The sequence below is a fragment of the Pontimicrobium sp. MEBiC06410 genome, assembly GCF_053601615.1.
In genome coordinates this window covers 191,318-215,299 of sequence record NZ_JBSHNT010000164.1, presented here as the reverse complement: position 1 = coordinate 215,299, position 23,982 = coordinate 191,318, and the positions used below count along the sequence as shown (strand labels likewise).

General features: G+C 31.0%; 16 protein-coding genes. 10 read left to right on the top strand and 6 right to left on the bottom strand.

Features of this window, described 5'->3' with window-relative positions:
* Window positions 1-26 precede the first annotated feature (26 nt).
* The 10 genes from ACVC08_RS18715 to ACVC08_RS18670 all read left to right on the top strand — a co-directional run bounded on the left by ACVC08_RS18715 (window position 27) and on the right by ACVC08_RS18670 (window position 17,299).
* Complete coding sequence (locus ACVC08_RS18715) at window positions 27-1,277, top strand: efflux RND transporter periplasmic adaptor subunit (protein ID WP_452598551.1); 1,251 nt, start codon at window positions 27-29, stop codon at window positions 1,275-1,277.
* A 27-nt stretch (window positions 1,278-1,304) separates the two neighbouring features.
* Window positions 1,305-1,982 carry an ABC transporter ATP-binding protein gene (locus ACVC08_RS18710; protein ID WP_452598552.1) on the top strand — a complete coding sequence of 226 codons (678 nt, stop codon included), beginning with the start codon at window positions 1,305-1,307 and terminating at the stop codon, window positions 1,980-1,982.
* Window positions 1,983-2,033: 51 nt separating this feature from the next.
* Window positions 2,034-4,436, top strand: coding sequence for an ABC transporter permease (locus ACVC08_RS18705; RefSeq protein WP_452598553.1), 2,403 nt, complete (start codon window positions 2,034-2,036; stop codon window positions 4,434-4,436).
* A gap of 23 nt (window positions 4,437-4,459) precedes the next feature.
* On the top strand, window positions 4,460-6,904 hold the full coding sequence (locus ACVC08_RS18700; protein ID WP_452603203.1) for an ABC transporter permease: 2,445 nt from the start codon (window positions 4,460-4,462) through the stop codon (window positions 6,902-6,904).
* Between the two features lie 38 nt (window positions 6,905-6,942).
* Window positions 6,943-9,369, top strand: a complete 2,427-nt coding sequence (locus ACVC08_RS18695) for an FtsX-like permease family protein (RefSeq protein WP_452603202.1) — start codon at window positions 6,943-6,945, stop codon at window positions 9,367-9,369.
* 25 nt (window positions 9,370-9,394) lie between these two features.
* The gene (locus ACVC08_RS18690; protein WP_452603201.1) at window positions 9,395-11,782 is read left to right on the top strand and encodes an ABC transporter permease; all 2,388 of its coding nucleotides are present in this window, start codon (window positions 9,395-9,397) and stop codon (window positions 11,780-11,782) included.
* A gap of 220 nt (window positions 11,783-12,002) precedes the next feature.
* Window positions 12,003-14,357 carry an ABC transporter permease gene (locus tag ACVC08_RS18685; RefSeq protein ID WP_452603200.1) on the top strand — a complete coding sequence of 785 codons (2,355 nt, stop codon included), beginning with the start codon at window positions 12,003-12,005 and terminating at the stop codon, window positions 14,355-14,357.
* A 64-nt stretch (window positions 14,358-14,421) separates the two neighbouring features.
* Window positions 14,422-15,165, top strand: a complete 744-nt coding sequence (locus ACVC08_RS18680; protein WP_452603199.1) for a head GIN domain-containing protein — start codon at window positions 14,422-14,424, stop codon at window positions 15,163-15,165.
* 36 nt (window positions 15,166-15,201) lie between these two features.
* Entirely contained in the window at window positions 15,202-15,870 is a 669-nt protein-coding gene (locus ACVC08_RS18675; RefSeq protein WP_452598559.1) for an ABC transporter ATP-binding protein, read from the top strand.
* A gap of 10 nt (window positions 15,871-15,880) precedes the next feature.
* Complete coding sequence (locus ACVC08_RS18670) at window positions 15,881-17,299, top strand: TolC family protein (RefSeq protein ID WP_452603198.1); 1,419 nt, start codon at window positions 15,881-15,883, stop codon at window positions 17,297-17,299.
* A gap of 165 nt (window positions 17,300-17,464) precedes the next feature.
* On the opposite strand, the gene ACVC08_RS18665 is transcribed toward ACVC08_RS18670, so the two are convergent.
* The 6 genes from ACVC08_RS18665 to ACVC08_RS18640 all read right to left on the bottom strand — a co-directional run bounded on the left by ACVC08_RS18665 (window position 17,465) and on the right by ACVC08_RS18640 (window position 23,981).
* Window positions 17,465-18,103, bottom strand: a complete 639-nt coding sequence (locus ACVC08_RS18665) for a peptidylprolyl isomerase (RefSeq protein ID WP_452603197.1) — start codon at window positions 18,101-18,103, stop codon at window positions 17,465-17,467.
* Window positions 18,104-18,330: 227 nt separating this feature from the next.
* Window positions 18,331-18,972, bottom strand: a complete 642-nt coding sequence (locus ACVC08_RS18660; protein ID WP_452603196.1) for an MIP/aquaporin family protein — start codon at window positions 18,970-18,972, stop codon at window positions 18,331-18,333.
* Window positions 18,973-19,035: 63 nt separating this feature from the next.
* Complete coding sequence (locus tag ACVC08_RS18655; protein WP_452603195.1) at window positions 19,036-19,434, bottom strand: GlcG/HbpS family heme-binding protein; 399 nt, start codon at window positions 19,432-19,434, stop codon at window positions 19,036-19,038.
* Between the two features lie 129 nt (window positions 19,435-19,563).
* Window positions 19,564-20,400, bottom strand: a complete 837-nt coding sequence (locus ACVC08_RS18650; RefSeq protein WP_452596749.1) for a helix-turn-helix domain-containing protein — start codon at window positions 20,398-20,400, stop codon at window positions 19,564-19,566.
* A 432-nt stretch (window positions 20,401-20,832) separates the two neighbouring features.
* Complete coding sequence (locus tag ACVC08_RS18645) at window positions 20,833-22,869, bottom strand: alkaline phosphatase family protein (RefSeq protein ID WP_452603194.1); 2,037 nt, start codon at window positions 22,867-22,869, stop codon at window positions 20,833-20,835.
* Between the two features lie 2 nt (window positions 22,870-22,871).
* Complete coding sequence (locus tag ACVC08_RS18640; RefSeq protein ID WP_452603193.1) at window positions 22,872-23,981, bottom strand: ferritin-like domain-containing protein; 1,110 nt, start codon at window positions 23,979-23,981, stop codon at window positions 22,872-22,874.
* Window position 23,982: the final 1 nt, after the last annotated feature.

The window sequence follows — 23,982 nt, the reverse complement described above, 5'->3', positions numbered from 1 at the left end:
ATAAACCGACCTTAAAGAAGATATATATGGATGTTCCAATTGAAAAGAAGAAGTTTTCAAAATCAAAAATAGCAATGTTTGTAGGAGGACTAGTAATAGTAGCTCTCATAGCTTTTGTAATCTCTAAGACCTCTGGAGGCTCTAAGTTAAATGTAGACAAAGAACGTATAGCTATAAACACAGTAACTAAAGACGTTTTTCAGGAAAATATTCCAGTAAACGGTATTGTATTACCAATAACTACTATATACTTAGATGCACTTGAAGGCGGAAGAGTAGAGGAGAAATTTGTTGAAGACGGAGCAATGATGAAAAAAGGAGAGCCAATTTTAAGGTTGTCTAATACAGATTTAGAGTTAAGTCTTGTTAATCAAGAAACCTCTGTATATAACCTATTAACGCAAATGCAAATTTCTCAAAATGCAGCAAGACAAAACACTATAAATAAGCTGAATCAATTTACAGATGTAGAGAATAGCCTTATAGAAGCTAAGCGTGTCTACGATATGAATAAAATATTATACGAAAAAGACGCTATAGGTCGCCAAGACTATGAGTCTTCAAAAAATAGTTATAACTATCAAAAACAACGCATGCAGCTAGCTAAAGAAGTTTTAAGACAAGATTCTACATCTACAAAGCAAGAAGTAAGCCAAGCCAAAAGTTCTTATGCTAGAACACAAAGTGCATTAGAGTTAATGCGCAGAAAAGTTGGAGACTTAGTGGTTCGCGCTCCAATAGATGGACAGTTAACAGCTTTAGATGCAGAAATTGGGCAATCTAAAAATAAAGGAGAACGCTTAGGACAAATAGATGTATTAAGTGGTTATAAAGTAAGAGTAGATATAGACGAACATTATATTTCTAGAATATATAATGGGCAAAAAGGGGTTGCAACGATTAATAATAAAACCTATACGTTAATAATTAAAAAAGTATTTACACAAGTTAATAATGGACGTTTTCAAGTAGATATGCAGTTCGAAAATAATGTACCAGAAGGCATACGTAGAGGACAAAACTTGCAAATAAAAGTAGCATTAAGCGCAGAAAAAGAGGCTTTTTTAATAAAAAAAGGCGGGTTTTTTCAAAAAACTGGAGGAAACTGGATTTTTAAAGTTAGCGAAGATGGTAATACAGCCTATAAAGTAAACATACGATTAGGAAGCCAGAATACAGAATATTATGAAGTTGTAGAAGGATTAAATATAGGAGATAAAGTAATAACTTCTAGTTATGATAGCTACGGGGATACTCAAGAATTAATTTTAAAATAGAACAATCAATTAAAAAAATATAATCCGATGATACAGATAACTGATTTAGAAAAATTTTATAAAACTGAAGAAGTACAAACCATAGCTTTAAATAAACTATCTTTTAATGTAAAAGAAGGAGAGTTTGTAGCAATAATGGGACCTTCGGGATGCGGTAAATCTACATTACTAAACATTTTAGGTTTATTAGATGATCCAGATGGAGGGAGTTTTAAGTTTAATGGAGAAGAAGTCGCTGGGTATAATGAACGTCAACGTTCAGAGTTACGTAAACATAATGTAGGTTTTGTATTTCAGAGTTTTAACTTAATTGATGAATTAACAGTTTTTGAAAATGTAGAACTACCATTAATATACACAGGAGTAAAACCAGCAGAACGAAAACAAAGAGTAGAAGCCGTTTTAGAGAAAATGCAAATTATGCATAGACGTAATCATTTCCCACAACAACTATCTGGAGGACAACAACAACGTGTAGCTGTAGCTAGGGCTGTAGTAAACAATCCAAAACTAATACTAGCAGATGAACCAACAGGAAACCTAGACAGTACTAACGGTAACGAAGTAATGGATTTACTAATAGAGTTAAATGAAGCAGGAACTACTATTATTATGGTAACACACAGTGAGCATGATGCAAAATATAGTCATCGTATTATACGCATGCTAGATGGACAAAAAGTTACTGAAAATATCTTAATGTAATCATCAATCAATCAATCAATCAATCAAAAACGAACAGTAAAAGCTTAAATCATGCTTAAAAACTATATAAAAATTGCCTTTAGAAACCTTCTTAAAAACAAGGTGTATTCTTTTATAAACATTTTTGGTTTAGCTATAGGTATGGCAGTAACTATAATGATTGGGTTATGGGTAAGCGATGAACTAAATTATAATAATTATTATAAGAATAAATCTAAAATAGCTCAAGTATACCAAAGCCAAGGCTTTAATGGTAAAGTAAATACAGACCCAGCAGTGCCAAGACCTTTAGAGTTTAAAATTAGAGAGAACTATAAAGATAATTTTACAAATATAGTTATGGCATCCTGGACAAACTCCAGATACCTACAGTATGGAGATAAAACAATAACCAGAGATGGTAGCTATATGCAAGCGGGAATTTCAGATTTATTAGATTTAGAAATTATTGAAGGAGACAAAAATGGCATAAAAGAAAAACATGGCATAATGCTTTCTCAATCTACAGCTAAGGCTTTATTTGGCGGAGAAAAACCCCTAGGAAAAACAATTAAATTAAACAGCAGTTACAATATGGTTGTAACTGCTATATATAAAGATATACCAGTAAATAACACCTTTCATAATTTAGATTGTATCATGCCATGGGAACACTATGTAACAAGTAGAGAGTGGGCACAAAATTCGAAAGATGATTGGGGCAATAATTCGTTCCAGATGTTTGTTAAAATTAATGATAACACAACAATGGATGCAGTTTCTTCAAAAATTAAGAATGTTAAGAAAGATAATGCTTCAGAGGATATTAAATTGTATAACCCTCAATTGTTTTTATTACCAATGGAAGATTGGTATTTGCGTTCTAAGTTTGAAGGTAGTATTCAAACAGGCGGACGAATAGAAAATGTATGGTTATTTGGTATAATAGGTGTATTCGTATTATTACTTGCATGTATCAATTTTGTAAATTTAACTACAGCCCGTTCAGAAAAAAGAGCAACAGAAGTAGGAATAAGGAAGTCTATAGGCTCTAAAAGAGGGCAGTTAATTTTTCAATTTTTAAGCGAATCTTTTTTGGTTATCGTTTTTGCTTTTATTGTGGCAATCTCTATAGTGCTTATATTTTTAAATGGATTTAATACGCTAGCCCATAAAGCTATAGTTTTTCCATGGTTAAATATACAATTCTGGATTATATCTATATTATTTATTCTCTTTACAACCGTTTTATCTGGAAGCTACCCCGCATTATACTTATCATCGTTTAAACCAGTGTCTGTATTAAAAGGGACATTTAAAGCAGGGCGTTTTGCAGCATTACCTAGAAAAATATTAGTCGTTACTCAATTTACAGTATCTATAACCTTAATTATTGGCACTTTAATAGTAATGAGCCAAATAGAGTATAGTAAAAATCGTCCTATAGGATACGATAAAGAAGGGTTAATACAATTACCAACAATGAGCTCCGATTTTATAGGTAAAGCAGATGTAATGAGACATCAGTTTATAGCTTCTGGAGCAGTAATAGAAATGGCTACATCAAGTAGTCCAGCTACAGCAGTTTGGTCTAATAGAAGTGGTTATATGTGGGACGGTAAACCAGAAGGTTTTCAAGAAGATTTAGCTTATACTACAGTCTCTTACGAATTTATAAATACACTAAATGCAGAGTTAGTAGCAGGACGTGGTTTTTCTCGAGAATTTGCAACAGATTCTAATGCCGTAATACTTAACGAAACAGCCGTAAAGTATATGGGGTTAAAAAATCCAATAGGAATGTATTTAAGAGACGATTCTCCTGAAAATCCAGAAGCACCACTTAAAATTATAGGCGTAATTAAAGATATTATAGTGCAATCGCCTTATGACGATGTAAAACAAGCAATGTATGTTTTCGATAAGTATGGAAAGACCAGTTACTACAACCTGCGTTTAAACCCTAAACAAAGTGTTAGCAGTAGTCTAGCATCAATAGAGAAAATATTTAAAGCAAACTTTCCTAATTTACCTTTTGAATACCAATTTATAGATCAAGAATATGCCGATAAATTCATGTCTGAAGAACGCATTGCAAATTTAGCTAAGATATTTACTATTCTTGCCATATTTATTAGTTGTTTAGGACTGTTTGGCTTAGCCTCTTTTGTAGCAGAACAGCGTACTAAAGAAATAGGAATACGAAAAATTTTAGGCGCATCTGTATCTCATTTATGGACCTTGTTGTCTAAAGATTTTATTGTACTGGTTATTATATCTCTTATGGTAGCCTCTCCAATTGCATATTATATAATGTATCAATGGCTTCAAAAATTTATATATAGAATAAACATATCGTGGAATGTGTTTTTAATTGCTGGTTCTGGAGCGCTTGCCATTACAATAATCACCATTAGTTTACAAGCAATACGCACATTGAGAGCCAACCCAGTAAATTCATTACGAACAGAGTAAAATCAATCAAAAAACGAACAATAATGTTACGAAACTATTTTAAAATCGCTTGGAGGAATCTTGCAAAGCATAAAGTGTTTTCAATAATAAATATTATTGGACTTACTATTGGGCTTAGTGCATCATTTGTAATAGGATTAATCATTTATTACGATTCCACATTCGATACGTTTCATAAAGACAGTGACCGTATTTATAGAGTAGTAACAGATTTTAAAACTAATGAAGGAGGCTTTTATAATTCGGGAGTATCTCTTGCTCTAAAAGATGCAATAAAGGATAATTCAAATTTCGACATAGTTAGCGACTTTTATATAGAAAGACCTATGAAAGTTGAAAACAAGGATTTAAACTTAACATTTAAATTACCAAACTTTGTAATCTACACAGATGGTAATTATTTTAAATTATTTGATTATAATTTTCTAGCAGGTAACAAACAAAAGGTATTATCTAATCCTAATAATGTAGTCTTAACACAAGAGCGGGCAGCTCGTTATTTTCCTAAAGTGCAGCTCTCGGAAATTATAGGAAAAACACTAGTATACAACGACTCTATTACTGTAACTGTAACAGGAATTGTTGAAAATTTTAAAGAAAGAACCGACTTTGTTTTTCAAGAGTTTATTTCATCACCCACTATTTTACAAACGAGACTTAAGGATGATTTTATAGATAAAAACTGGAATAATACCAATTCTAACTCTCAATTATTTGTAAAGTTAAGTCAAGGCGGAAATAAGGCAACAGTATTAAATAAATTTAATGATTTAGCAGAAGAGCATAGAGATGAAGATTCAAAAAAGTTTGGAGACGAAAGGATTTTTAATTTACAACCTCTTAACGATATTCATTTTAATGAAAATTATGGTATTTACGATTGGAATAAAGGGCAATCTAGTAAAGCACTTTTAACTAATTTAGCATTAGTAGCCTTATTTTTATTATTACTAGGTTGTATTAATTTTATAAATTTAAACACAGCGCAAGCTACCCAACGCGCAAAAGAAATAGGAATACGTAAAACATTAGGAAGCTCTAGAAAACAACTTATAGGGCAATTTATAGGAGAAACATTTCTTTTGGTGCTTTTCTCTGCATTAATATCTCTAGTGTTATCAAAATGGTTAATTTCTGTGTTTTCAGATTTTGTGCCAGAAGATTTAAGTTTCGAACTATTTAAATCTCCAATAATTATTATAAGTATACTACTTCTTTTGTTACTAGTTACTTTTATGTCTGGATTATATCCTGCATTTATTTTATCGCGTCTTAAAACAGTATCTGTACTAAAGAATAACTTAGTAATGGGAGAAGGTAAAGTTAAGTTGCGTAAATTCCTTACAGTATTTCAATTTTCTATAGCTCAAGTATTCATAATAGGCACACTGTTAGTTGGCAAACAAATTAACTTTTTATTAAACAAGGATATGGGGTTTAAAACCGAAGCTATAGTCTCTACTAGAAGCCCTGTAAATGATAGAGGTGTCTCTAAAAAGAAGGTGTATGCCGAACTGTTAAAAACTATACCAGAAATTAAAAAAATAAGTTTAGGTGCAGCGCCACCAGCATCTATGTCTACAAGCTCTTCTAATGTTACATATATAAATAATGGAAAAGAAATTAATACAGAATTGCAATTTATATATGGCGATACAAACTATGTAGAGGTCTTTGGGTTGAATCTATTAGCTGGTCGTGTACAAAGAAGTGATACAATTAAAGAATTGGTTATTAATGAAACCTATAGAAAGGTTTTAGGCTTAAAAAGCCCTCAAGACGCTATAGGAGAAACCATTTTATATGGAGATGAGACTGTTGAAATTGTTGGAGTAATGTCAGATTTTAACCAACGATCATTAAAATCCAATATTAAACCAATGGCACTACGCGGCGATTGGGATAGATCGAGATACACATCGTTTAACAATATACATATTGCTTTACATAATAAAACAACCAATAGTTTAAAAGAAACTATGGCTAAAATAGAGGAAGCCTTTAAAACCGTATATCCTGGAGAGGCATTTAGAGTAAATTTTTTCGATGAATCTATACAACGGTTTTATACAAGAGAACTTAAAATATCTAAACTATTAAACTGGGCTACAGGCTTATCTATTTTAATTAGTTGTTTGGGGTTATTAGGCTTGGTAATTTATACTACAGAACGTAGAGTAAAAGAAATAGGAGTACGAAAAGTATTAGGAGCAACCTTACTACAAATAAACACACTATTATGTAAAGAATTTATAGTATTAGTGGCAATAGCCTTTGTTATTGCAGCTCCAATAGCTTGGTATGGTATTAATAATTGGTTACAAGATTTTGCTTATAAAACAAATATTAGCATCTGGGTCTTTTTATTAAGTGGTATTGCCATGATTTGCTTCGCATTATTAGTTATGAGTATAAAAACACTGCAAGCAGCAAATGCAAACCCTACTAAAAGCTTAAAAGCAGAATAACATCATCAATCAATCTATCAATCAAAAAACGAGCAATTATGATTAGGAATTATTTTAAAATAGCATGGAGAAGCCTTCAAAAGAATAAATTACAAACAGGAATTAACTTATTAGGCCTTACAATTGGTACTGTATGTTGTTTAAGTATTCTAGTATATGTATTTGCTCAATTAGGTTTCGATACGCATCATGAAAATAGCGAGGCTATTTATAGAGTTAGAACCATAATAGATGACCCAAGTACGCCACAATTTAATGCGGCATCATCTGGACCACCAATAGCTATGGCTATGAAAGAAGATTTTCCTGAAGTAATAGAAGCAGGACGATTAGTATATATGGGAGAAGGTACAGAAGATTTAATACGGGTTAACAATAGTACCACAGGTTTTTATGAACCACGCGGTTATCTAGCAGATGCGACTATATTTAATATTTTTAAGTTTAATTTTACAGAAGGCAACCCAAAAACAGCTTTAGTAAACCCTAACACCGTTGTATTATCTTCAACACTAGCCCATAAACTTTTTGGAAGTGTACCAGCACTTAATAAAACAATAATTTCAGGTAGTGGAGAACAACAATTATTATTAACTGTTACTGGTGTATTTAATGATAATAACAAAGAAAAATCACATCTAAACCCTAACTATTTTGTAACGATGAATACGCCAGGTTTAGGTGAGTTTGTTAGAACAAATCAAAACTTCGCAACACAAAACTTTATTTATAGCTACGTGAAGCTTAATGCTGTAGAAAGCGCAACCAAGGTACAAGGTAAACTACCCGAATTTTTAAATGCTCGTGGAGCTAAAGATTTTGCACAAGTATCATTTAAGAAACGATTAGAGCTTCAAAAAGTAAGTGATATCCATTTACACTCTAAAGGAATTTCTAGACAAATAGGAGCTGTATCAGATATAGGGTATTTATATTTATTAATCACATTAGCTTTATTTATACAATTAGTTGCCTGTGTTAACTTTATTAACTTAAGTACGGCAAGAGCCAATAAAAGAGCTAAAGAGATAGGCGTTAGAAAAACGATAGGAGCCGATAAAAAATCGTTAATTGGACAGTTTTTAGGAGAGTCAGTTTTACTTTCCTTATTAGCAACCTTAATTAGTATTCCTATAACAGCATTATTATTGCCATTAGTAAATAAGTTAACGCAGGGAGATATTGGTTATGAGGCTATTTTTCATTGGCAAGTATTCATTATTTTATTAGTAATAGGTGTACTTACAGGTTTAATTGCTGGTATTTACCCTGCACTAATATTATCTTCAATAAAACCAGTGCGAGTATTAAAAGGCACAATGTCTTCTAATGTTTCTGGTACATTATTACGAAAAGGATTAGTTGTTTTTCAATTTGTAATTTCCATAGGTTTAATAGCCATAGTATCTATTATTACACAGCAAGTAAGATATGCGCAAAATAAAGATATGGGGTATAATAAAGATAATTTAATAGCAGTACGTTTAGGTACAGAAGAAGCCTATAGTCAATATCAAAATTTAAAAACTAACATGAGCCAAATTTCTGGAGTTGTATCAGTATCTGGCTGTAACTTATATCCGTCACAATTTGTTAGAGGCGATTTAGGCGTGCATTTGCCTGGTGGAGATTCTAAAAATCAAATTTTAGTAAAACATAATGGTATACACGCTAATTATTTAAAAACAGTAGGAACTAAACTTTTAGCAGGTAGAGAATTACGAAATACAGATGAAAACCAGATCGTTGTAAATAAAGCTACAATAGATGATTTAGGAATAAAATTAGATGAAGCCATAGGCTCTAGAGTATTATCTGCATATGAAGATAATATAGATACTTATGAAATAGTTGGAGTTACAGAAAACTTTCATTTTGCATCATTAAAAGAAGAAGTAGAGCCCCTAATGATGTATTTAGATAATAGTTTAGAATGGCTTTTAGTAAAAACAGAAACAACCGATTTTGAAAGCATACTTAATCAAATGGAAATAACTTGGAAAGACGTTAATAAAACAACACCATTTGTATACAGTTTTGTAGATAAAGAAACAGAAAAATTAATTGCTGAAGAAAAACGCTTAGCTAATATTTCTGCTGTTTTTACAACATTAGCAATTATAATAAGCTGCCTAGGATTGTTTGGATTAATATCTTTTATGGCAGAGCAAAAAAAGAAAGAAATAGGTATTCGTAAAGTGCTAGGTGCTAGTATAAGTACAGTTATGAAAATGCTTACTAAAGATTTCTTTTTACTAATAGTTATAGCATTAGTTATAGCGACTCCAATGGCTTATTTTTTAATGGAAAACTGGTTACAAGACTTTACCTATAGAATTTCAATTAGTTGGTGGATATTTGTGATTGCAGGAGCAGTTACTTTACTAATAACACTACTAACAGTTAGTGTTCAGGCTATTAAAGCAGCCACAGCAAACCCTGTAAATTCTTTAAGAACAGAATAAAAAACATTATCAAAAACAAAGAATTATGATTAAGAATTATATAAAAATTGCTTGGAGAAATATAAAAAAAGATCGCCTCTTTTCCGTTGTAAATATTTTGGGATTATCTGTAGGCTTAGCAATAACAATACTATTATTTCTTTTTATAAGTTATGAAAAAAGTTATGATAATATGTATTCAAAGAAGGAGCAAATACATAGGGTATTATTGCATACAGAAGACGAAGGAGGAAAGGAGATTTGGGCTAATGTACCATCTGCACTGGCTCCAGCGATGACAAAAGATATTCCAGAAGTAGAAGCAGCTGTACGTATGTTAAAACATGATTTTGGAAGCACAGCATATATTAAGGCGGCTAATAATGATTATGAGGAGAAAGAGTTGTATTGGACAGATCCTGAGATTACAACAATTTTTGATATGGAGTTTTTAAAAGGAAACCCAAAAGAAGCATTAAAAGACCCTAAAACAGTAATATTATCTCAAAGTATATCAAAAAAATATTTTGGAGAAGAAAACCCCATAGGCAAACAAATTATAGTAGACAATAGAACGTCATTAACTGTAACTGGAGTATATAAGGATTTCCCTAAGAATAGTTCTATATCATGTAATATTATAGGAGCGTTTAACACACTTAATTTTTTTAAAAACCCTACATGGAGCAATGCTAGTTTTGAAACTTTTGTGTTATTAAATAAAAACACCCCTTCTAAATTAGTATCAAATAAAGTAAAACAGTTACTAAATAAACATGTAGCTGAAAAAGATCAGTGGTACTCATTTTCACTACAACCCTTAGAGCGTATTCATTTATATTCTTCACAGTATAAGGATTCGTACACAAGTAGAAACGGAAGCATTAATGAAGTAAGGAATCTAGGTACATTGGCTTTTTTAATTTTAATAATAGCCTGTATTAATTATATGAACTTAATTACTGCCCGTTCAGAAAAAAGAAGTAAAGATGTAGGGATAAATAAAACAATGGGAGCAACAGTAAAAAATTTAATACTACGGTTTTATATAGAAACGGGCTTAATAACTTTAGTTGCAATAATCATAGGATTAATTATTGCAATTATTTTAATTCCTATATCCAATAATTTTATGGGCAATGTATTAACTATAAATGATATTTTTTCTCCGCACATACTAATAGCGCTTGTTATAATATGGGGTGTAACAACATTAATATCGGGGTCGTATCCTGCGTTTTATTTATCACGATTTTCCCCAAAAGAAGCTGTTAAATCTTCTAGAAATAAAGGCGGAGCATCCGTATTTATTAGAAAAGGATTGGTAGTAACACAATTTACAACATCTGTAATTTTAATAATTGGTGTTGTTGTTATTCATCAGCAATTAAAATACATGCAAAATAAAAATTTAGGCTACAACCCAGAGAATGTTATTGCAATTTCTACAGCAGCACTTAGTAAAAATACAAACGATACACATTTAATAAATGCTTTTAAAGCATTACCTAATCTATCTTCTGCTGCATTTGCTCAAGGTTATCCTGGAATGGGAGTAAGTGGAAGAGGACTGTATAAAAATGACACAGATGAAAAAGGGATGAATATTCAAACCAATTTAGCCGATTCAGATATTGTAAATGTGTTAGAATTAAAATTATTGTCTGGAAATTTACTACCCAAAATAAAACAAAAAGGAGACACTCTGGTAGATGTTATACTTAATAAATCGGCAGTAGAATATTTAGGCTATACGCCAGAAGAAGCTATAGGTAAAAAAATAAGCATTCAATTAGGTGATAACTCTTATGTTCGCGGAGTAGTTGATGATTTTAATTTTTCATCATTACATACACCAATAGGAGGTTATGCCTTTCATAACATGGCAACAGAGTATAAATCGTATCTGCTTGTTCGTTTTAAAGCAGAAGCAATTTCAGAAGCAATAACAACTTTTGAAAACACTTTTAAAAATGCTGCACCCAATACAGCCTTTGGATATACTTTTTTAGATAAAAACTTAGAACGTATGTATGCACAAGAGCAAAAAATAGCAAGAGTAGGCTTAGTATTTTCTATACTAGCCATATTTGTAGCCTGTTTAGGTTTGTTTGCCTTAGCTGCTTTTACAGCAGAACAGCGTAAAAAAGAAATAGGAATAAGAAAAGTATTGGGAGCAAGTTTAATAGGCATTACTAAATTACTATCTAAGCAATTTATAACCTTAGTCGTTTTAGCATTACTTATAGGGTTTCCTTTAGCATATTGGCTTATGGATAATTGGTTGCAGGACTTTGCCTATAGAATATCTATAAACTGGACTGTATTTGCTTTAACAGCAGCAGCAGCATTAATTATTGCGATTATTGCTGTAAGCTCTCAAGCGTTAAAAGCAGCAATAGCTAACCCTGTAGAATCATTAAAAACAGAGTAGAATAATTAGTGAAAACCTTTGAAGTGTTCGTTTGTGGACAAAAAGTGTACTAAAATCGAACACGTTTAATTTTTATTAAAAATATAACACATTGTTAGTGAATGTTTTATGTGTTTGGCATCATCTTAACTATATAAACAGTATAAACATAGACAGAACTAGAATAGCTTTTATCTCATAGAATTTTGAATAAGTTATTTCCCGATAAAACGAAACAATTATGATTAAGAATTATATAAAAATTGCATTCCGTAGCTTACTTAAAAACAAGGGCTATAGCTTTCTCAATATTTTTGGGTTGGCTATAGGGATTACTTGTGCTAGCTTAATATTTCTTTGGGTAGAAGATGAAATGAGTTTTAATACTGTTTTTGAAAAACAAGATGAAGTTTATTATGTGCCAACAAACCAACAATACGAAGGGGAGTGGAGAACCTTTTATTCTACTCCAGGCCCACTAGCAAAAGTGTTAAAAGATGAAATACCAGGAGTAGTAAGAGCAGCTAAAACATTTAATGAAAGTTTTACGTTTGCAGTAGGTGATAATACTATTAGCAGAAGAGGACTGTATGCAGATACAGATATTATAGAAATATTTGGTCTTAAATTTATTGAAGGTAATGCAAAAGAAGCATTAAAAAAACCTGAAGCTATTATAATTACAAAAGAAATAGCCGAGCAACTCTATGGAAAAGACAAAACAGTTTTAGGAAAAACATTAAAAGTAAACAATACAGATAATTATGTAATAACAGGAGTTATTGAAAACATCCCAGATAATGTAAGTTTTCCTTTTAAATGGATTGCCCCTTTTAATCGTTTTGGCGCCAATAGAGAATGGACACAGGAATACGGTAGTAATTTTGCAGATACTTTTGTTGAATTATCTCCAGAAGCTAATTTTGAAACTGTAGATGCACAAGTGCGTAAAATATACCAAGCTAAAACAGGTGATAATGAAACCTATGCATGGTTACACACTATAAAAAACTGGCATCTAAAATCTAAATTTGAAGATGGTAAAGTTATTGGTGGACGTATTACCTATGTACGTTTATTTATTGTAATTGCGCTAATTATACTATTAATAGCCTGTATTAACTTTATGAATTTAGCAACCGCAAGAAGTGAAAAACGGGCTAACGAAGTTGGCGTACGTAAAGCTATGGGATCTGGGCGTTCCCGTTTAATGTTTCAGTTTATAGCAGAAGCACTTTTAATGTCTAGTATAGCTACTGTAGTTAGTGTACTCTTATTATTTATTTTATTACCACAGTTTAACTTATTAATAGATAAAAACCTTGTGTTAGGCCTATCAAACCCATTACATGTTTCAGTATTATTAATAATTACACTAGTCTGTGGTTTATTTGCAGGATTATATCCCGCATTTTATTTGTCTTCATTTAAACCAGTTGAGGTTTTAAAAGGAATAAAAGCAACAGCAGGTAGTGCCATATTTATACGTAAAGGTTTAGTTGTAGGGCAATTTACTATTTCTATAGTATTTATTATAAGTACTATATTAGTCTACCAGCAAATTCAACATGTAAAAAATAGAGATTTAGGCTACAATAAAGAACAATTAATAAGACTAGATGTTAATGGTGATATGATAGAAAATTTTGCAGTAATAGAGCAAGATTTAATAAACTCAGGTGTAGCCGAAAGCGCAGCATTTAACAATTCTAAATTACTATCTGGAGGAAATAATGGCTCTGGATTAAAGTGGCAAGGCGGGACCAATACAGAAGATATATTAATATCGTTTAGATATGTAAGCCCAAAGTTTTTAAAAACAACTAATATAAAACTTATAGAGGGACGAGACTTTAGTGCTAATACGGCAGCAGATAGTACGCGTACTATTATTACAGAATCTTTAGCAAAATTAATGGGAGAAGGTAGTGCTATTGGTAAAACCATTAGAAGAGGTGATGATACATATCAAGTAACAGGAGTTGTAAAAGATTTTTTATACGGTAATATGTATACTAAAAGTGATCCTGTTATGTTTTTTAATGCACCAGAAAATGCACGCTATTTATACATAAAAACTATTGCAGGAATTGAGACAAGTACAATGCTATCTAAAATTGAAGCTATAATGAAAAAAAACAATCCAGCTTTTCCTTTTGAGTATACTTTTGTAGATGAGGCTTTTAATAATAAATTTAAAAGCGAACAATTGGTAGGTAAGCTTTCTCAAATATTTGCTGTATTAGCTATTCTAATATCATGCTTGGGACTCTTTGGTTTAGCAGCTTATACAGCAGAACAACGCAGAAAAGAAATAGGAGTACGTAAAGTATTAGGAGCTAGTGTTCCTACTATAGTAAAACTTTTATCTAAGGATTTTATAAAACTAGTGCTTATTTCTATAATAATAGCAGCACCTATAGCATGGTTATTAATGAGTAATTGGCTAGAAGATTATGCTTATCGCATAGAAATTAATTGGTGGATATTTATTGTAGCAGGAATAATAGCAATTATTATAGCATTAATAACCGTAAGTTTTCAAGCCATTAAAGCAGCAATTACTAATCCAGTAAATAGTTTAAAAACAGAATAAAAACATATAAAACAATAGAGGCTTAGTTTAACTAATTCTCTTTCATATAAAAATATAGAACAAAATGAGAAAGTTAAAACACTATATAGCAATCTTATGCCTGGGTATAGTAACGACAGGAATAGCACAAATAAAACAAGCGGTAAAACCATTTAATAAAGTAGTAATAAGCCCGCATATTGAAGCCATTTTAGTAGAAGGAGATGAAGAAACGGTTACAATAAAAGAAAATAAATTATCTAATAATATTGTAAACATAGAAGTAAAAGGAAAAACGTTACGCGTGTATTTAGATGATGCAAAAGAAGTTACTAAGAGCAAAACGATAGTAGTAGATGACACTAAGAGAAAAGTACCTATTTATAAAGGCAAGGTGTTAACTATATTAGTTACATACAAAACATTAGAAGAATTATCTACTAGGGGAGAGCAGTTAATAACTTGCGAAAGCACATTAAACCAAGAGGAGTTTAATCTTAAAATATATGGAGAATCTCAAGTAACTTTAAAAAATATAGAATTAAACAACTTATATGCTACTATCTATGGAGAAAGCGAACTTACGGTAAAAAAAGGAAAAACTACAAATCAAAAAATTACAGCCTACGGAGAAGGCATCATTAATTTATTAGGCATTGACAATAAAGACACAAAATTAAGAGCCTATGGAGAAGCAGAATTTAAAATAAATGCTTCCAATCAAATAAAAATAACTGCCTATGGAGACGCTTCTTTAGAATATAAAGGAGGAGCCTCTATAAAAAAAGGCATAGCAATTGGAGATGTTCAAATCTCTCAAGAAGATTAACGTATACCATAAACTATTATATAAAATAAAACCACTATGCTTTTAGAACTCAATAATGTTTCAAAAACAGTAAAATCTGGCAGTAAAAAAATAACTTTATTAGACGCTATAAATCTTAATGTTGAAGAAGGAGAATTTATTTCTCTAATGGGGCCTTCAGGCTCTGGTAAATCTACTTTATTAAATGGTATAGGTATGCTAGATAGTTTTACAGATGGGCATTATACTTTTTTAGATGTACCAGTACATACAATGAAAGAAAAACAACAATCTAAATTATATAAAGAATATATAGGTTTTGTATTTCAAGCTTACCATTTAATAGATGAGTTAACTGTTTATGAAAACATAGAAACACCATTATTGTATAAAAATATAAAATCTTCAGAACGAAAAGCATTAGTAGCAGATAGTTTAGACCGTTTTAATATTGTAGGAAAAAAAGATTTATTTCCCTCTCAACTAAGTGGAGGACAACAGCAATTAGTAGGTATAGCAAGAGCATTAATAACAAAGCCTAAGTTAATTCTTGCAGATGAACCAACAGGTAATTTAAACTCTAAACAAGGCATAGAAATTATGGAGCTTTTTGCAGAGTTAAATAAAGAAGGCGTAACTATTATACAAGCAACACACTCTGAAAGCAATGCAGCTTACGGATCGCGAATTATTAATCTTTTAGATGGTAAAATCGTTTTAGAATAATATAAAAATCATGTTACAGAAAATAATAATATTTACTGTGTTGCTTATGCAAGGCATAGGATTCGCACAGACTAAACCTAAAAATGAATACACTTTAACAGAGTGTATAAACATTGCGCTTAAAAATAATTTAGATCTAAAATCGACAACATTAAGAGCAAACACAGCGAATATAAATTTTAAACAATCTAAAACTAATATATTACCAACCTTAAATGGGAATTATAATATAGGGGTAAACACAGGGAGAAGTATAGACCCTTTTACAAACGATTTCATTAATCAAGAATTAACATTCTCTAATGCTAGACTTAGTTTAGATGCAACAATATTTAATGGATTTAGGTTACTTAATACAATTAAACAACAACGATTAAATAAACAAGCAGCAGACCTAGAAATAGAAGAAGCAAAACAAAATTTAGTTTTAAATGTTACACTTGCATATTTACAAGTTTTAAATAGCAGGGATCTTTTAGAGTTGTCTAAGAAAAGATTAGAAACAACAATAAAGCAATATAAGAGGCAAGAAGTGCTCTACAATCAAGAAGTAGGTAATCCTGCAGATTTTGCAGACATAAAAGGACAATTAACTAGGGATGAAACATCAATTTTGGTTTCTAAAAGTGTATTAAACAATGCTAAAATTAATTTAGCTAGACTGTTAAATATTACTAATGGAATAACAATAAATACAACAGATTTACTTTTAGATATAAAACATTATGGTTTCTCATCAGAAGAAGTTTTTAATGAAGCACTATTAAATTTAGCAACCTTTAAAGCAAAAGCATTACGCGTAGAAGCAGCCAAAAAAGGAATTAATGTAGCTAAATCGCAATTTACGCCAGAAATCACCTTTTTTGGGCAGTTAAATACCAATTACTCTAGTGCAGCACAAACGTTTACAGCTACAGGAACAAGTGTAGAAGATACTGGAGATTTTGTAACGATTAATAATCAAGACATTGCTGTGCAAACTAATAGAACACAGTTTGAAGGGCGTAAAATAGGGTATAGAGATCAATTTGATAACAATTTAAATACAGTTGTTGGTGTTGCCATTAACATTCCATTATTTAATGGTTTTAGAGCAAAAAATAACGTTGCGTTAGAAAAAATAAAAGTAGAAGAAGCTATAATAACATTAGACAGAACCGAGCAGGATATAAAAAATGCGATAGCGCAAGTACATTTCGATATGCAAGCAGCTTACAACAGGTATAATAGTTTAAAAAAACAAGTAGAGGCGTTTACCGAATCGTTTCGTGTTAACGATGTCCGTTTTAATAATGGAGCCTCTAATTTTTTAGCTTACATAACAAGTAAGAATAACTTAGATGCAGCACAAACCAATTTAATAAATGCTAAATACGAGTATTTACTACGAGTTAAAGTATTAGAGTTTTATAGAGGGAATATGCTTTAAAATCTTTTATTAATTAAATCTGCTGTGTTTTAATCCCAGCATTAGTTCCAGTGTATTGTTAAAATAGTAATTCATGATTTTATTACTTATTTACATATAAATTAATAACAGCAGTATTATCTGGAGCAGTTGTTAATTCTTAACATAAGAATAGTTATTACATTGCTAACTACTGCTTTTTATTCTAATATAAGTATGCGTTTTGCTAATTCTATCGTCATATGTTTTTAAAACTACATAATACCAATCATGCCAATGGCTGTCTGAATTATCTACATCTACAATAAAAATATCAGATTTTTTATGTTCAATGACAGCTTTCTCAAAGTCAGGAACCATCATCCCTTTTTTTAGCCATCCTAAATCCCCTTTTTTTGAGTGCTCATCCATATTATAATCTTTAAATAAATCGACAAATGGAACTCCAGATTTATATTTTTTGATTATAACTTGTCTAATTGAGTCAATTTCTTTTTTTACTAATTCATTTGCATTTAAGTAAATATAATTTACACGAAACTCGGTTTCTTTAGAAGAGCTAATTAACTTATAATAATATGTTTCATTGTTGATTTTTATTGCTTTTATTTTCCCTTTTTTTAACCCCAAAAGTTTTCTTGGAATTATAGTGTCTAATGTGTTTAGTTCAATAAGTTCAATATTCCAATCAGAATTTCTAGATTTATACTTTTTAAACTCTTCTCGAGACTCTATGTTATTTAGAGTTTGCTTTATTTCTTTTTTAGTTTGTCCTTTAGCGATTATAGAGAAAAGAACTAATAATATTTTAATATAGTGTTTCATTTTTTAGTCTGATTATAGTTGTAGTTAAAACAGGCTTGTAAAATATACTGTTATCTAACATTTCGTATTCAACTTCGCCAGGTTTAGAGTTTATTTCAAGAGAGACAATCTTAGTTACAATTTTTTCCATTTTTTACAACATATAATTCCGCTATGCGTTGTTTTTTGCAGAAAGATATAGAAAATATCTTTTTAGCATAAAATACCCGTTGCCATCTGTTTGCTTTTTATCCTTTTTTCTCAAATACTTTCCAGATAAGTGTTGCAATTATTGCCCCTAATGTAGGAGCAGTAATATAAAGCCATAGTGCAGAGAAATTTCCAGATATAAGCGCAGGAGCTAAACTTCTTGCAGGATTAAATGAACCTCCAGAAATTGGGCCAGCAAATAGAATAATTCCAGTAACAAATAAGCCAATGATGAGTCCCGCTATATTGGAAAGTTCTTTTTTAGAGCTTATTCTTAATATTGTAAGCATTAAAAAGAGCGTTAAAACAAATTCTAGAATAAATGACTGTAGCAATGTACCTGAAGGAATTGTAGCACCTAACGTTACGTTTTCTGGAAACATAAATGTTAATAAACCACTTGCTAAAATTGCTCCAATAATTTGAGCAGAACTATAGAATATAGCCTCTTTTTTTGGTATTAACTTACCAATTACTAAAGCTACAGTTACAGATGGGTTTATATGTGTTCCAGAAATGTTTCCAAAAATAGATATCATTACACTAATTGTTATTCCAAACGCTAAAGCGATTCCTAGTAGGCCTAGACTTCCATTAGATTGCTCATTTACAATTATTGCTCCAGTTCCACAAAAAACCAAAGCAAAAGTACCAATAAATTCAGCTATATATTTTTTCATATTTTTCTTAAAAAAAGAGGGTAATTAAATCTAACTACCCTCTTAATATTAATTAGTAAGCTATTAAATTGCTGATGCTCCAGCTTCTGCAACTGTATGATCGTTTTCAACAGAGCTTCCACTTACTCCAATAGCTCCAATTATTTCGCCTGATGTATTTTTAATAGGTACACCACCAGGAAAAGTAATCAATCCATTGTTTGAATGTTCAATATTAAATAAAGGTTGACCAGGTTGAGATAACTCCCCAATAATTCCAGTATTCATATCAAAATAACGAGCTGTTTTTGCTTTTTTAATAGATATATCAAGAGAACCTAACCAAGCACCGTCCATTCTACCAAATGCTACTAAATTTGCTCCAGCATCTACAATAGCAATATTCATTTTTGTGTCTATTGCTGTAGATTTTTGTTTTGCTGCTGCGATTGCCTTTTCTGCTTGTGCTAATGTAATATTCATAATTTTATTTTTTATGTATTGTTATTAATTTGATGCAAATTTACATTGAGCATTAAAGTATTTAGTTACTAAAACAGTTCAATAACTTATGAAAAAAGGTCAAGTTTAAAGTAAAGCAGAAATATGAAATTAAGAAACTATTTCACTTGGGCTAATCCCAAATTTATTTTTAAATGCTATACTAAAGTTTGAGAGGTTGTTGTATCCAAAATCTAAATAGATGTCTGAAGGTTTTAAATGCCCTTGTTCTAAAGTCTCTTTTGCTTTTTGAAGCCGTTTATCTTGAAGCCATTTTCCAGGAGATGTATTATATTCTTTAATAAAATGACGTTTAAAAGTTGATAAACTCATATTACATAAAAATGCAATTTCCTCCAGTTTTAAATTAGAATGTATTTTACTTTCTACAATTTTTTTAAAAGGTGAGGTTTCTTTAATGATTAAAGAATGTAGGTATAATTCAAATTTATTTCCATATTTCTGTAAAAGATAGAGCATCAATTCTTCAAACTTCACAGAAAGTAAATTCTCCATGAAAACTGTTGGTGCTTCACTAATTGTTGATAATGAATTTAAATATGATGTAATGTATGAGTCATTCCTTATTATAAAATATGGTATTTCATTTTTTATTATTTTGTTTTTAGAATGTTTCTCTAAAAAACCTTTTAGTTTTTCTTCAGAAAAAAAGAATAACTTACAGTAATATATTGCTTCTGTATCTAGTAACTCTGTCCATAACCAGTTTCCTTTTTTTAATAATAATGATTGGTCTTTATTAACTGCTACAGATGTTCCAGCGAAATGCACTTGCTTTTTTCCAACTTGCAAAAAGCTAAACATATTCATTTCTAAATTGACTTTACTTTTAACAACATCATTTGTCATTTTAAAATCATAGACAAATAAATCTGGATTTTCATTTCTATCCTTAAGGTAGCTTGTAGGGATATTTTCTATAGACATCTAATTTCTTTTTTTAGTTTGAAGTTAATGTAAGGTAGACTATAAATCATTTTTTACAGTGTTTTACACTGTTTTTTTATAATTTTTTAATCTTTCCAAACCTGTATACTCTATTTTCTTCAATGTAAATTTTTACATATTACTATTTAACACCTTCAAGGTCATTAACAAAAAAGCATTATTGAATTTAAGAAAAAGCTAGAAAGCATTGTGAGATAAAAATCTGAATATAATTTTTCATAGGTTTATTCAAATGCTACAAAATGTTAAGATATACTCAATACAAAAAAAGTACTCATAACCACTTTTTTAAGGGAGTTATGAGTACTTTATAATAACAAATTTTAAAGGTCTAACTTTTTAAGTATACAACATGCGTAACTAATATATTTTAATTAGTTAATTTAAAAACTCGTCATAAGTTTAATAACGCTACCCGCATGCATAAGCACCTTGTTTATACTGTATAGTATTCGTTTTAGAATCTATCCAGACTAATGTTAATACGTTTGTATTAGAACAGATGGCAATTGGCGCATCTACAGCAATTTCTACATCATTTAGTTCTTGTTCTAAAGTCCATCCAGCTTGGTTTAATGTGCCAAAACCATTTGTAAATTGGTTTTCTGCAGAGTATATACCTGTTAACCCAAAAACTTCGGTATAGGCGGTAGAAATATCTGCATATCCACCTCTATGTACTAAATGCAATTCACCAGAAATATTAGCCATAGCCATATAACCTATAGTTTGATACTCGTTACCCAGAGCAGCCATTTTTTTAGAAAAATGCCCTACAGGAAAATCTGTAACAGACCATTTATGTAAAGTGGTATTGTTTATTGGATCGGGTTGGTCTTGAAAATTTACAGCTTTAAAGGCATTAAACTTTCCAGTATTGTATGATGCCATACGCATTTTTCGAGTATTTCGCTCTTTATATACCAAAAGTAAAGATGCTCCAATTTGGCTTATAGTCATTGGGCCATCTGTTAATTGATTTACAGAAACTACAATACCAGAAAACCCATTAGCATCGCCTTCCATAGATTGTATAAAACCATCTGTGTTAACCCAACAAAGCATGAATTTGTTCTTAGCTGTAGCCATATCATAATAAGCAGTTAAAGCAAAGCTTCCAGCTGTTTTTTGCTGTAATGGATAGGTAGGACCCCATGTTTTAGTATCCATATTATAACTATTAACTAGTAAGTTACCCTTGGCATCTGTAGTAATTAATATACTAGTATTTGCTATAGAAGCCATAGCAATAGCACCTTGAGTACTGTTGTTTATTTGCTTAGGTTGGCTCAAACCAGATGTACCAAAAAAGCTTTCAAATAACTGCCCTTTTGTATTAGCAAACACCATATGTTCTCCATTGCTACTATTAGTAATGGCTAATGATTTAGCAGCGGAAAAATCTGTATCTGTAGCGATTGTCCATGAAAAAGATTCGTCCCATAAAAAGCGAAACCAATTAGCGCCAAAATCGTTTTTGTGTAATGAGTCTAATTGAAAATTTTCTTCAACTGTTTTTATTAAATTATAGTGGTTGTATGGAGTATCTATTTTAGTACCAGGTTTTATCATATCTCCTAAAAGCACAGTGTAAATCTGGTTTGGGCCATCGTAATTAGTATCGTAATCTCCTGGTTTAGCATTAAAATCTGCTTCATCGAATGTAATGACTAATAATGTCCCTTTTGGTACTTTAGATTGTGCCCATGCTTTATCAGGATCGGTTAACAGTAAATCGACATCTAAGTTTAAGCCTAAATAATCTATATTTTTATCGTTTTCAAAGCCTTGTACATTAGAGGTTGCTATATGTCCTAAAAACACATGTTCTAACCAAGTAGATAACTGTGGCACTAACTGTGTTCTAGGGTTGGTATCTACATGCGTATTGTATAAGTAGTGGCCATCATTCCAAATATCTGGAGTAAACCAGCTATATTCTGGTAAAGTTTCATGTTTTACATCTTCCCAAAACTGTGCATCGCTTACAATTTTCTTCCATCTGTTTTCGTCTTTTTGAATATTGTAGCAAGAAGCAAAAGCATTGTGCTTACGAAAATATCTTGCTAATTCTTTTGGGTTTTTATTAGGATATTCGGTTATAGGTTGTTCTGTAGTAGGATAATCTGGATTAACCCAAGCTCTATTCCAAGGTTCATTTGGGTAAGCTTCCATGTAGGCTTTCCAACTCACATTTTTGGCTTCTAATAAATCTACTAAGGTCTCTTGCATTAATGGTTTTGCTGGAGGTGTATCGTTTGTAACGCAGCATATTTCTCCTGTTAACGAGGCAATATAATTAGTCTGAGAAGGGTGGAAGGCACCAAAATAATTGGTCATGTCTGCACCAGCAGAAGCTAATTTTTTCATAAAGGCGTTTTGCATGACATAGCTTCTGTATTGGTTCTCGAACATAATAGTAATAACGCGATTAAAAGGTTTCTTCATAATTAGCTTTTTTGTGTTTTAGTAACTAACTCATCTATTAACCAGTTATATTGTTTTCTACTAGCAGGCGAAATATATTCAAATGGAGGACCAGCATACTTTTTATTAGGTAATTCACAATTTAATAAATCGGCAGCTAAATATTTCATTTGATACATCATACCGATAGCTTTTACTATTAAAGATGATTGGCCATTAAATGCTAAGTGTAATAACTGTAAAAAGTAAGAGTATAACTGATTGAATTCTTCAGCTTTTTCACGAGCAGGAGAACCTACAGGGAGATCATTAACCTTGGGGTTATCTACCATATTTATTGCAGCATCCCAATTAATTGGTACTTTCTCACCAGTTGGTTTTTTATTTGGAACGTCATTTGGTTTATACTTTTGCCCTAAATAAATTTCATTAAACCTAAAATAGTGGGCTACTTCTTCATTTTGGCCAAAATACGCATCATCTCCATCTGCTATAGAACCTGAAGCGCCTTCACCTTGATCGACTATAATATCTATAGCAAATAAGGCCTTTTCTAAATTATCTACAACAATAATTTCACCGCCACCACCATAATAATCTTTTGGAGTAATCTGTAAAGATGTATCACCAGAAAATACATTATCTTCTCCATAAGTATCTACCATATATATTAACTGTTTTTTTATGGTATTGTAAAACTCTCCTATAGTTTTTTCTTTTAATTTTATTGGTTGCATTAATCCTTTGGCATATTCACCACGTGCCATTAATTTATCTTCTGAAGGCTTTTCTATTTCTAAAAAAGTTTCAATAGATGCTTTTGAGAATTTAATAATCCCAACATCAAACTTTCTGTCGGCAAATTCCATTTTTGTCGGATATTCTGGTATAAACTTCGGGTTGTCTATTGAAGGATGCCCTCCAACAGCATTCATAACATTACAAGCTAAAGTCATGTGAAGCATTTCTTCCATGAAAACACTTCGTATTACATTCCATGAAAACCCATTGGTATCTTGATTTATAGTAAAATAAGCAGTTAAATATGGCGGGATAGTAGAGTGCTCTAGCTCTATCGCCGTTTGTAAATTATCATGAAGTTGTTTTTTATGTGTTTCTAAAGTTTCAGGCATA

Excerpts from the sequence above, each read along its gene's own strand:
- ACVC08_RS18650 (WP_452596749.1), bottom strand. The coding sequence starts at position 20,400 with ATGTCTATAGAAAATATCCCTACAAGCTACCTTAAGGATAGAAATGAA.
- ACVC08_RS18665 (WP_452603197.1), bottom strand. The coding sequence starts at position 18,103 with ATGAAACACTATATTAAAATATTATTAGTTCTTTTCTCTATAATCGCT.
- ACVC08_RS18700 (WP_452603203.1), top strand. The coding sequence starts at position 4,460 with ATGTTACGAAACTATTTTAAAATCGCTTGGAGGAATCTTGCAAAGCAT.
- ACVC08_RS18715 (WP_452598551.1), top strand. The coding sequence starts at position 27 with ATGGATGTTCCAATTGAAAAGAAGAAGTTTTCAAAATCAAAAATAGCA.
- ACVC08_RS18645 (WP_452603194.1), bottom strand. The coding sequence starts at position 22,869 with ATGAAGAAACCTTTTAATCGCGTTATTACTATTATGTTCGAGAACCAA.
- ACVC08_RS18675 (WP_452598559.1), top strand. The coding sequence starts at position 15,202 with ATGCTTTTAGAACTCAATAATGTTTCAAAAACAGTAAAATCTGGCAGT.
- ACVC08_RS18690 (WP_452603201.1), top strand. The coding sequence starts at position 9,395 with ATGATTAAGAATTATATAAAAATTGCTTGGAGAAATATAAAAAAAGAT.
- ACVC08_RS18705 (WP_452598553.1), top strand. The coding sequence starts at position 2,034 with ATGCTTAAAAACTATATAAAAATTGCCTTTAGAAACCTTCTTAAAAAC.
- ACVC08_RS18685 (WP_452603200.1), top strand. The coding sequence starts at position 12,003 with ATGATTAAGAATTATATAAAAATTGCATTCCGTAGCTTACTTAAAAAC.
- ACVC08_RS18695 (WP_452603202.1), top strand. The coding sequence starts at position 6,943 with ATGATTAGGAATTATTTTAAAATAGCATGGAGAAGCCTTCAAAAGAAT.
- ACVC08_RS18670 (WP_452603198.1), top strand. The coding sequence starts at position 15,881 with ATGTTACAGAAAATAATAATATTTACTGTGTTGCTTATGCAAGGCATA.
- ACVC08_RS18640 (WP_452603193.1), bottom strand. The coding sequence starts at position 23,981 with ATGCCTGAAACTTTAGAAACACATAAAAAACAACTTCATGATAATTTA.
- ACVC08_RS18660 (WP_452603196.1), bottom strand. The coding sequence starts at position 18,972 with ATGAAAAAATATATAGCTGAATTTATTGGTACTTTTGCTTTGGTTTTT.
- ACVC08_RS18655 (WP_452603195.1), bottom strand. The coding sequence starts at position 19,434 with ATGAATATTACATTAGCACAAGCAGAAAAGGCAATCGCAGCAGCAAAA.
- ACVC08_RS18710 (WP_452598552.1), top strand. The coding sequence starts at position 1,305 with ATGATACAGATAACTGATTTAGAAAAATTTTATAAAACTGAAGAAGTA.
- ACVC08_RS18680 (WP_452603199.1), top strand. The coding sequence starts at position 14,422 with ATGAGAAAGTTAAAACACTATATAGCAATCTTATGCCTGGGTATAGTA.